Raw genomic sequence first — 9,848 nt, 5'->3', positions numbered from 1 at the left:
CGCGGTGCAGAACGTCGCCGGCGTCGCGCACGGCGAGATGGCGGCCGCGCCGTCGGTGGGCGTCGTGGGCGTGCTCGTCGGGGTGGTCGTCGGGACGTCGGTCGGCGCCGTCGTCGGGTTCGGCGCGCCGGTCGGCCCGCCGTCGGCGGGACCGCCGCTGGCAGTGCCACCACCGGCGCTGCCGGGATCGGCGGAGGGCGCCCCGGTCGGGACGGCCGTCGGGGAGGAGGTCGCGCCTCCCGTCGGTGCGCCGGGGTCCGCGAGGGCGACCGTGCTGATCCCGGTCCCGGCGGCGGTGAGCGCCGTGACGACGAGCAGCGCGGCGACGAGCCGGGGGAGTCGGTGGTGAGGGCCACGACCGCCGGAGGTGCTGCGGTGGGGGCGCCGACGGGCGTGGCGGGATCGGGTGCGCATGCGGGCTGCCCCTCGGCTCGGGATGGCACCGGTCGACGACCACTGATGTCGACCGGGCACACTCGTACGCCGGATCCCCCCATGTGGCCCGCTCGGTGGGTGCGGACTGCACGTACATCGTACGCACATGTGAACTGTCCCCCGACAGTCCCCCGTTCGCGCGACAACGGTGGTGCCGGGGCGTCCTCCGATCCGCCGGCGAGGGGCAGGCTGGTGGGGTGACCCAGCCCTCCCGGACCGGCATGACGACCGGTCGCACGCTCCTGTTCGCGATCGCGGGCGGCGCCGCCGTCGGCAACCTGTACTGGGCGCAGCCGCTCCTCGACTTCATCGCCGGGGACCTGCACGGGTCGACCTCGACCGCCGGGTGGCTCGTCACCGTGACCCAGCTCGGGTACGCCGTCGGGATCCTGCTCGTCGTGCCCCTCGGCGACGTGGTGGACCGACGGAAGCTCGTCCCGCTCATGCTCGTGCTGTCCGCGGTCGCCCTCGCCGCATGTGCGCTCGCCCCGTCCATGGCCGCACTCCTCGTGGCGCTCGCCGCGGTCGGGCTGACCACGGTGGCGGGGCAGGTGCTCACGCCGCTCGCCGGGGACCTCGCCGCCGACGAGCACCGCGGGCGGGTCGTCGGGACGGTGGCGTCGGGCCTCCTGACCGGGATCCTGGTGTCCCGGACCCTGAGCGGGCTCATCGCCGAGGTGGCGGGCTGGCGGACGATCTTCGTCATCGCCGCGGTCGCCGCCGTGGTGCTCGCGTTCCTGCTGTACCGGGCGATCCCCACGCTCGAGCCGAAGGCGCGCATCCGCTACCCGGCGCTCATCGGGTCCGTGTTCCTCGTGGTCGTCCACGAACCCGTGGTCCGGTGGACGCTCGCGCTGAGCGCCACGGGGTTCGGGGCGTTCACGATGTTCTGGACCGCGCTGACGTTCCTGCTCAGCGGGCCGCCGTTCCACTACCCCGTGGTCGTCATCGGGCTGTTCGGGCTCGCGGGTCTGGCCGGCGCGGTCGCGGCCCAGCGCGGTGGCCGCCTGCACGACCGCGGGTGGAACGTCCCCGCGACGGGCGCACTCTGGGTCCTCGCGCTCGTGGCGTTCGTCGTCGCGGGGCTCGGGGGACGGTCCGTCGTGCTCGTCCTGGTGGCGATCGTCCTGCTCGACATCGCGATCCAGGGGCAGAACATCCTCAACCAGGCGCGGATCTTCGCCGTCTCGCACGAGGCCCGGAGCCGGTTGAACACCGCGTTCGTGACCGGGAACTTCATCGGTGGGGCGATCGGGTCGGCGCTCGCCGGGCTGCTCTGGGACGACTGGGGATGGACCGGGGTGACCGTGGCGGGCGCGGTGCTGGCCGGGTTCGCCCTGACGGTGTGGCTCGTCGGTCGGCGCGGTCCGTTGCGGGTCGGGTGAGGGCATCCCGTCCGTGGTCGCGGCGCGCCGGTCGGTGCGCCGCCTACCCCTGGAGGCCCGCGATGCACCGCCGGAGCAGTGCCGCGAGTTCCTGGGGTTGCCGGTCTGTGAGCTCGGCCGACATGCGGGTCTCGACGGCGCGGACGGCGGCGCTCGCCACGGCCAGGCGCTCGCGGCCGAGCGGTGTCAGCTCGGTCGGGAGTACCCGGCCCGCGGGGGCGACGGCAGGGCGGGAGACGTGTCCGTCGCGCTCGAGTGCCTGCAGCAGGACGTGCATCGCCTGCCGCGACACGAATGCCCCGCGCGCCAGCTCCGAGTTCGACAGGCCCGGCCGCTGGGCCAGCAGTTCGAGGCACGAGTAGTGCGTGATGCTCATGCCGAGGGGCCGCAGGACCGCGTCCATCGCGGCGTGCAGCGCACTCGACGCCTGCTTGAGCAGGTACCCCACCGACGTGTCGAGGTCGATGCCCTCGTCCGCTTGACTCATGTCAGTATTCTGACATAGCGTCATGGTGTCAATTTCCTGACATCGAACGAGGAGAACACATGTCCGTCACCGGCCCCGACTTCATCTCGCTGCAGGTCCGCGACCTCGAACGGTCCGCGGAGTTCTACGAGCAGCACCTCGGACTGACCCGACAGCCCGGGCCGCCGCACGCGGTCGTCTTCGCCACCACGCCGATCGCGTTCGCGGTGCGGGAGCGCGTGCCCGGGTCGGGCGTTGCCGACGCGCCCGAGCCGGGTGTCGGCGTCGCGCTGTGGTTCCACGCGCCCGATGCGCAGGCGATCCACGACGAGCTCGTCGCGGCGGGCGTCCGGATCGTGGACGGACCCGTCGACGGACCGTTCGGTCGTACCTTCACGTTCGAGGACCCCGACGGGTACCGGATCACGCTGCACGACCGGGCGTGACGGGCCTCCCGCGCGGGAGTGCGCGCGTGGACGACGACGCGCGCGCGGACGAGGAACTGCGCGCGTGGACGACGAACTGCGCGCGTGAACGACCGCGCACTTGTCGTCGGCGCGCGCACCCCGGTCGCGGGGAAGGGCCCGCGGCCGGTAACACGGGCGAAACCGACGCTCCCTACACTCGCCGCATGCCCCTGACGACGGCCGACGCCCGCAGCGAGTGGGGTCGGTTCGCCGAGGGGTCCGTCGAGCGGCGCATGCTCGTGGCCCTCGGGGACGACCTGAGGCTGCGCCTCCGGCCGCGGCCGATGCAACTCGACGAGCGCACCCGGGTCGAGGTCGAGGGCATGGACCCCGACGGCACGGTCGTCGTGCAGCTCATCGGCAACCAGGGCACGTACAAGCCCGCCTACCGGAACAAGGTCCTCGCCGACTGCGCGAAGCTCGCGTGGCTGCTCCGGAGCGTGCCCACGGCCGAGCGCGCCGTGCTCGTCGTCACGGGGCTGGTCGTGCAGGCGTTCGGCGGGTGGGTCGCCACGGCCGCGGCGGACCTGGGCATCGAGGTGGTCGTGTTCGACGGCGACCACGTGGTGCCGCTGGCGGAGCACCGAGCTGCGGCTCCGGGGCCCAGCGCGGCGGTGCCGGACCAGCCCGCGGCGGTGCCGGAGCAGCACCGGCCCCCGCGGCCGCCCGAGCGTTAACACGTCCGCAACACCGAGCGCCGCTCCACGAAACACGTGCTCGGTACGGTCGTCGTCGTAGCAGCGGATCTCCGCGTCGCAGACCTCGAACTCGCGACGCACGCTCTCCGCCATCCGAGAACGAGCATCCGTGCTCGGCGACGGCGTGGAGGGACGACATGACGACTGCGGTCGAGCTGCGGGACGCCCGCAAGGTGTACGGACAGGGACCAAGCGGGATGGTGGCGCTCGCGGGCGTGGACCTGACGATCGAGCCGGGGCGGTTCGTGAGCCTCATCGGCCCGAGCGGCTGCGGCAAGTCGACGCTGCTGCGCCTGGTCGCGGGCCTCGAGCCGGCGGACGACGGCGACGTCCTCGTCCACGGCGTGACCCCCGCCGAGGCGTGTGCCGCCAAGCTCATCGGCCTCGTGCCGCAGACCCCGGCGCTGCTGCCGTGGCTGTCGGTGCTCGGGAACGTGTCGCTGCCACAGCGGATCAACACGGGGGCGACCGCGCGGCGGCAGCGGATCGGGGACCTGGGCGACCGGACGACGACGAGCCCGGACGTGCGCGACCTGCTCCGCAAGGCAGGCCTCGAGGACGCGGTCGACAAGCTCCCCTCGCAGCTGTCGGGCGGGATGCAGCAGCGCGCCGCGATCGTCCGGGCGTTCGGGTTGCAGCCGGACGTGCTGCTCATGGACGAGCCGTTCTCGGCGCTCGACGAGTTCACGCGCGAGAACCTGCAGGACCAGCTCCTCGACATGTGGGACGAGCTCCACACGACGGTCCTGTTCGTCACGCACTCGGTGTCCGAGGCCGTGCGGATGTCCGACGAGGTCGTCGTGATGGCACCGCGCCCGGGGCGGATCGTCGACACGATCGAGATCGACCTGCCACGTCCCCGCAACGAGCGCCTGTTCGCCGAGACCCGGTTCCACGAGTACGAGGACCGCATCCGCGCCGCCCTGCACCAGGCATGGCGCACGACGGACGCGGCGTAGGAGGCGCGGGATGAGCACCGAGACCACGGCCGCCACGACGACGAGCGCCGCCGCCGACGCGGCCGCGACCGGAGCAGGGGTCGACGGCACCACGGCCGCCGTCGTGACGCAGCCACCGGGGCCGGGTCGGACCTCCCGGCCGGGCGGACGTGCGGCGGGGTCGCGCCGCACCGCGTGGCTGCACCCCCGCGTGTGGCTGCCGCTCGTCGTCATGCTCGCGGTCCTCGCCGCGCTGTGGCAGTGGGGCGCGGCCGCGATGCCGTACCTGCTGCCGCCGCTGCCGGCGATCGGCGCGTCGCTCGCGACGCAGTTCCCGTACTACGTGCAGAACGCCGGGATCACCCTGCTCGAGGCGGTGATCGGCCTGGCGATCGGGTTCGTCGCCGCGTTCGTGCTCGCGGTCCTGACGAGCGAGCTCCCGGTGGTCCGTCGGGCGGTGATGCCCATCGCCGTCGTCCTCAACGTGACACCGCTCGTCGCGATCGCCCCGGCGCTCGTCGTGGCGTTCGGGTTCGGTCCGGCCCCGAAGCTCGTCATCACGGCGCTCATCTGCTTCTTCCCGATCCTCATCAACACCGCGGTCGGGCTCCGGTCGGTGCCGCAGCCGGTGTTGCAGGTGTACCGGACGATGAACGCGTCGCGGCTCGAACTGCTCGTGCACCTGCGGGTTCCGAACGCCATGCCGTACGTGTTCGCGGCGCTCCGGATCGTGTTCCCGCTGTCGATCATCGGTGCCGTCGTCGCCGAGCTGTCGGCGTCGGGGTCGACCGGTGGCCTCGGCACCGTGATCAGCACGGCGTCGTCGATGAACCAGCTCGCCGTGGTCTACGCCGCGATCGCGATCCTCGCCGTGATCGGGGTCCTGCTCCTGGCGGTCATCACCCTGGTGGAGCGGCGCGCGCTCCGCTGGCACGCCGGGTCGGCCGGCTGACCGCCGCCGACTGACCCCGGCCGGGGACCTCCAGCCGGGAGGCCCAGCCCCCGCCGCATCGCCCCGCACGTCCCACAGCCCCTCCCGCGCTCGACGCGACCGCCCGCACGCCGCACCCTGCGGCGCCGGCCGCGCCGTGCCTCCCGTCCCACCGCACCAGACGCACCGCCGCACCAGACGCACCGCCCGTCCCGTCGCACCATCCCGCACCCACCCCACCCCACCCACGCAAGGAGTGACCCATGCAGCACCGCCGCCTCGTCGCCGGTCTCGCCGCACTCGCCGCCACCGCGTTGAGCCTCGGGCTCGCCGGATGCAGCACGAGCAGCGCCGCCGACACCACGTCGTCCTCGACCTCGGCGATCTCGTCGAAGCGCTGTGCCGAGAACAAGGCCGCCGGACCGATCACCTACCTGTCCGGCTACCAGTACCAGTCCTCGGCATCGATCCTCGAGTACATCGCCGCGAGCAAGCTCGGGTACTTCAAGGACCTGTGCCTCGACGTGCGCCTCAAGCCCGGCAGCGGCGACACCGCCCAGAACACGAAGCTGCTCGCGAGCGGTCAGGCGAGCATCTCCGCGATCGCCGAGCAGGACCTCATCCAGGCGCAGGCGAACGGCATCGACATCACCGGTGTCTCGTCGTACTCGAACGCCGGACTCGACATCCTCATGACGAACAAGGACATCACGAAGCTGACGCAGCTCGACGGCAAGGTCGTCGGCAACAAGGGCTTCGTCCCCGCGGCCGTCGAGGCGATGATGATCAAGGCCGGCGTGGACTGGAAGTCCCTGCAGCAGGTGAAGGAGGGCTACGACCCGACCGTGCTGCCCCGCAAGCAGGGCGGTCTGGAGGCCCTCACCGGCTTCATCTCGAACGAGCCGAACCTGCTCCGGGCAGCGGGCGACCCGGTGACGGTGTGGCAGCCCGTCAAGTACGGCATCCCGTCATGGATCGGCGCCATGGCCGTGAACCCCGCGTTCGCGAAGGCGCACCCGACCGCGGTCGAGGACGTCCTCCGCGCCGCGATCCACGCGTACCAGTACTGCTCGTCGAGCGACGCCCACGTCACGCAGTGCGTCGGGTACGCCGCCGACCTGTCCGGCGCGACGTACGACAAGGCCCAGAACGCCAAGATCTGGAAGACCGAGGTGAAGACCATCGCGGACAACCCGACCCCCGGACAGCCCCTCGGCGGGATCGACCCGGCCAACGTCACGAAGCTCGTCGCGATGCTCCACCAGTACGACATCGTCCCCGGGTCGGTCACGGCCTCGGACGCGAAGGGCTGGTTCGACGACCGGTACGTCGACGCCATCTACCAGGGCGGCAAGCTGGTCTGGCCGGCACCGTAGCCGGTCGCCGCGCACCGATCAGCACCCATCACGCACCGATCAGCACCCACCACGCACCACAGCACGAACGGAAGGCGGTCGCAGCGATGCCCGCGAAAGAGTACGGGATCTTCCTGCCCATCGGGAACGGTGGCTGGATGCTCTCCACCACCGCTCCCCACCCCGAGGCGACCTACGCGTGGAACAAGCGCGCCGCGGTGCACGCCGAGGACATCGGACTCGACTTCGTCATGTCCATGGCGAAGTGGCGCGGCTTCGGCGGCACCACCGACCACTGGGGTCGCTCGCTCGAGTCCATGACGATGATGGCCGCGATCGCCGAGGCCACGAGCCGCGTCGGGATCTGGGCGACCATGCACGCGAACGTCCACAACCCGGCCGTCGCGGCGAAGATGTACGCCACGCTCCAGGACGTCTCGGGCGGTCGGGTGGGCATGAACATCGTGAACGGTGCCTACGCGGACGAGTTCGTGCAGTTCGGCGAGTGGGACCCGTCGCTGAGCCACGCCGACCGGTACCGGATGACCGAGGCGTGGACCGAGGCCGTCACCCGGCTGTGGTCCGAGGACGCCGTGACGATGCACACGCCGTGGTTCGACCTCGACGACTGCAGCTCGCGTCCGCACCCCGTGACGCGGCCCCGGATCATCAGCGCGGGCCGCTCGGCCGACGCGCGGGCGTTCCAGGCGAAGTACGCCGACGGCGCGTTCCTGTCGGCCGACGACCTCGACGAGATGCGCGACCTGTCGCGGGACGTGCACGATCGCGCCGCCGCCGAGGGCCGGACGTGCCGGACCTACTCGATGCTCACGGTCGTGCAGGACGAGACCGACGCGCTCGCCGAGCGGAAGGTGCGGGCCTGGGGCGCCGGCCTCGACCGCGAGGCACTCGCGCGGATGCAGGCGTCCTGGGGCATCCCCGCCGACCAGGCGCGCGCGTGGGCGGACGGTGCCGTCGGCGAGGCGGCGTTCCAGACGCCGTACGTCGCGGGCTCGGCGGCGACCGTCACGGAGCACATCGAGTACGTCGTCGAGCAGGGCGAACTCGACGGCCTCATGCTGATCTTCCCCGAGTACGACCAGGACATGGTGCTGTTCGGCGAGACGGTCCTCCCGGCACTCCGTGCGCACGACGGGGCCCTCGTCTGATGGCCGCCACCGACGCCCGGGCGCGCTCCGGGCCCCTCGACCGCCTCCGGGCACCGGGACAGCGACCGGCCCTCGTCGTCGTCGACGTCCAGCGCGACTTCGGCGACCCGGACCGCATCGGCGCGTACGGCTGCACGCCGCAGACCCTCGCCGCGATCGACGCGACGGTCACGCGGATCGGGGCGCTCGTGGACCGGGCCCGCGCCGTCGGCGTGCCCGTCGTCTGGGTCGAGCTCGGCAGCGATCCGGCACGCCCCTGGCGGGCGAGCACCTGGCTCCGCGGCGGCGACTACGACGGCCCGATGGGGCTCGACGAGCCGTGCGTCATCGGGTCCGAGGGGGCCGCCTGGTACCGGATGGCGCCCGCGCCCGGCGAGGACCGCGTCGTCAAGCGCGGGTACAGCGGGTTCCTCGGCACCGACCTGGAGGCACGGCTCCGCTCCGCCGGGATCGACTGGCTCACCGTCGTCGGCCTGACGAGCGAGTGCTGCGTCGCCGCGACCGCGCAGGACGCGTTCCAGCTCGACTGGCCCGTGGTCGTGCCCGCGGACGCGACGGCCGCCTACGACGACGCCGTGCACGCGGCCGCGCTGGTGCAACTCGGCCTCAACGTGGCCGTCGTCACCGACGTCGACACCGTGACCGCCGTCTGGGACGAGGCCGTGGCGTGAGCGGCATCCACATCGCCTACGACCTGTCGTTCGCCCACACCGAGGGGCGCTGGGCCCGTGCCGGCAGCTGGATCGGGCAGGAGTTCCCCGACGTCCGGATGTACGCCGAACTCGCCCGGACCGCGGAACGCGCCGGTGTGGACATGCTGTTCTTCGGGGACGGCTCGGGCATCCCGAACACCTGGCGGGGCAGCATGGACGCCGCGGTCGAGTGGGGCATCCAGTGGCCGCGGCACGACATGGCGCCGGTCATCGCCGCGATGTCGACCGCGACCGAGCACATCGGCTTCGGGCTGACGTACTCATCGACGTTCATGCACCCGTTCACCGTCGCGCGCCTGCTCAACTCGCTCGACCACGTCACGAACGGCCGGATCGCGTTCAACGTCGTGGCCTCGACCCGCGGTGCCGACGCCGAGAACTACGGGTCCGCGGAGCTCATGGACCACGACCTCCGGTACGAGCGGATGGAGGAGTTCATCGCGGTGTGCCGTGCGCTCTGGGACTCCGTCTCGCCCGACGCGATCGTGCGCGACCGGACGACGGGACGCTTCGCCGACCCCGCCGGGGTGCACCCGATCGACCACGAAGGCCGGTTCTTCCGGGTCCGCGGGCCGCTCGCGAGCGTCCCCAGCCCGCAGGTCCACCCCGTGGTCGTGCAGGCCGGCAACTCCCCGCGGGGCATCGCGGCGTCGGCCTCGTTCGCGGACCTCGTGTTCGGCTTCGGCGGCGGGGTCGCGGGGCAGCGCCGGCACCGCGCGATGCTCGACGACGCCCTGCGCACCCAGGGCCGGGACCCAGCCTCGGTCGGGATCCTGTGGGCGACACAGGTGATCGTCGGGCGCACCCGGCGCGAGGCGACCACGCGACGGGACGAGGTCCTGCGCGCCTGGGACCACGAGGCCGTCGGCGCGTTCCTGTCGCACAACGCCGGGTACGACTTCTCGACCCTGCCGACCACGTTCCGGCTGGGGGAACTCCAGGACGCCATCGTCGCGGCGCAGGCCAGTCCCGGCGGACTCGTCGGCACCCTCGTCGCGGAGCACGGGGCGGACCACACGATGACCCGCGACGAGTTCTTCGACCACGGATGGGCCTCCGCGACCGGACTCGACCACACGCTGCTCGGGGATCCGGCCGAGGTCGCCGACGCCCTCGAGGAGAACCACGCCACGACCGGAGCCCGCGGGGGCTACATGCTCTCGACCCCGCTCGGCATGCCGTCGGGGTTCGCGGAGCTGAGCGAGCTGCTCGTGCCCGAGCTCCGGGCCCGCGGCGCGCTCGCCCCCCGCTATCCCGGTCGCACGCTCCGCGAGAACCTGGCGGTGTGAGG

General features: G+C 72.6%; 10 protein-coding genes and 1 pseudogene. 9 read left to right on the top strand and 2 right to left on the bottom strand.

Annotation, left to right across the window (positions count from 1 at the left end; translation table 11 throughout):
- Nucleotides 1-414, bottom strand: a pseudogene (locus DEI92_RS16635) (hypothetical protein); the annotation flags it as partial.
- Nucleotides 415-632: 218 nt separating this feature from the next.
- Here DEI92_RS16635 and DEI92_RS15890 point away from each other — a divergent pair.
- Nucleotides 633-1,820: an MFS transporter gene (locus DEI92_RS15890; RefSeq protein WP_258370245.1), complete on the top strand. Its 1,188-nt coding sequence runs from the start codon at nt 633-635 to the stop codon at nt 1,818-1,820.
- A 43-nt stretch (nt 1,821-1,863) separates the two neighbouring features.
- Here the strand turns inward: DEI92_RS15890 and DEI92_RS15885 are convergent, their stop codons facing one another.
- Entirely contained in the window at nt 1,864-2,307 is a 444-nt protein-coding gene (locus tag DEI92_RS15885; RefSeq protein WP_111014222.1) for a MarR family winged helix-turn-helix transcriptional regulator, read from the bottom strand.
- A 59-nt stretch (nt 2,308-2,366) separates the two neighbouring features.
- Here DEI92_RS15885 and DEI92_RS15880 point away from each other — a divergent pair, with 59 nt between their 5' ends.
- The 8 genes from DEI92_RS15880 (at nt 2,367) to DEI92_RS15845 (ending at nt 9,846) form a co-directional block, all read left to right on the top strand.
- Complete coding sequence (locus DEI92_RS15880; protein ID WP_111014221.1) at nt 2,367-2,732, top strand: VOC family protein; 366 nt, start codon at nt 2,367-2,369, stop codon at nt 2,730-2,732.
- 185 nt (nt 2,733-2,917) lie between these two features.
- Nucleotides 2,918-3,430 carry a hypothetical protein gene (locus DEI92_RS15875; RefSeq protein WP_220037516.1) on the top strand — a complete coding sequence of 171 codons (513 nt, stop codon included), beginning with the start codon at nt 2,918-2,920 and terminating at the stop codon, nt 3,428-3,430.
- Nucleotides 3,431-3,588: 158 nt separating this feature from the next.
- Nucleotides 3,589-4,410, top strand: coding sequence for an ABC transporter ATP-binding protein (locus tag DEI92_RS15870; RefSeq protein WP_111014220.1), 822 nt, complete (start codon nt 3,589-3,591; stop codon nt 4,408-4,410).
- A 10-nt stretch (nt 4,411-4,420) separates the two neighbouring features.
- On the top strand, nt 4,421-5,341 hold the full coding sequence (locus DEI92_RS15865) for an ABC transporter permease (protein WP_111014219.1): 921 nt from the start codon (nt 4,421-4,423) through the stop codon (nt 5,339-5,341).
- A 242-nt stretch (nt 5,342-5,583) separates the two neighbouring features.
- The gene (locus DEI92_RS15860) at nt 5,584-6,696 is read left to right on the top strand and encodes an ABC transporter substrate-binding protein (protein ID WP_111014218.1); all 1,113 of its coding nucleotides are present in this window, start codon (nt 5,584-5,586) and stop codon (nt 6,694-6,696) included.
- 86 nt (nt 6,697-6,782) lie between these two features.
- Nucleotides 6,783-7,844 (top strand): LLM class flavin-dependent oxidoreductase, encoded by a 1,062-nt coding sequence (locus DEI92_RS15855; RefSeq protein ID WP_111014217.1) that lies wholly within the window; start codon nt 6,783-6,785, stop codon nt 7,842-7,844.
- A complete protein-coding gene (locus DEI92_RS15850; RefSeq protein ID WP_111014216.1) occupies nt 7,844-8,515 on the top strand; it encodes a cysteine hydrolase family protein in 672 nt (223 codons plus the stop codon). The genes DEI92_RS15855 and DEI92_RS15850 overlap by 1 nt, the downstream gene beginning before the upstream one ends.
- Nucleotides 8,512-9,846, top strand: coding sequence for an NtaA/DmoA family FMN-dependent monooxygenase (locus DEI92_RS15845; protein ID WP_111014215.1), 1,335 nt, complete (start codon nt 8,512-8,514; stop codon nt 9,844-9,846). Before DEI92_RS15850 ends, DEI92_RS15845 begins: the two co-directional genes overlap by 4 nt.
- Nucleotides 9,847-9,848 lie beyond the last annotated feature (2 nt).

It is taken from the genome of Curtobacterium sp. MCBD17_034, from assembly GCF_003234515.1.
Lineage (GTDB): Bacteria > Actinomycetota > Actinomycetes > Actinomycetales > Microbacteriaceae > Curtobacterium.
The sequence above is the reverse complement of the archived record's forward strand: the minus strand, read 5'-3'. Positions and strand labels throughout refer to the sequence as shown.

Bases quoted from the DNA above. Each gene is read 5' to 3' on its own strand.
- DEI92_RS15850 (WP_111014216.1), top strand. From the start codon at position 7,844: ATGGCCGCCACCGACGCCCGGGCGCGCTCCGGGCCCCTCGACCGCCTC.
- DEI92_RS15880 (WP_111014221.1), top strand. From the start codon at position 2,367: ATGTCCGTCACCGGCCCCGACTTCATCTCGCTGCAGGTCCGCGACCTC.
- DEI92_RS15855 (WP_111014217.1), top strand. From the start codon at position 6,783: ATGCCCGCGAAAGAGTACGGGATCTTCCTGCCCATCGGGAACGGTGGC.
- DEI92_RS15860 (WP_111014218.1), top strand. From the start codon at position 5,584: ATGCAGCACCGCCGCCTCGTCGCCGGTCTCGCCGCACTCGCCGCCACC.
- DEI92_RS15865 (WP_111014219.1), top strand. From the start codon at position 4,421: ATGAGCACCGAGACCACGGCCGCCACGACGACGAGCGCCGCCGCCGAC.
- DEI92_RS15875 (WP_220037516.1), top strand. From the start codon at position 2,918: ATGCCCCTGACGACGGCCGACGCCCGCAGCGAGTGGGGTCGGTTCGCC.
- DEI92_RS15870 (WP_111014220.1), top strand. From the start codon at position 3,589: ATGACGACTGCGGTCGAGCTGCGGGACGCCCGCAAGGTGTACGGACAG.
- DEI92_RS15885 (WP_111014222.1), bottom strand. From the start codon at position 2,307: ATGAGTCAAGCGGACGAGGGCATCGACCTCGACACGTCGGTGGGGTAC.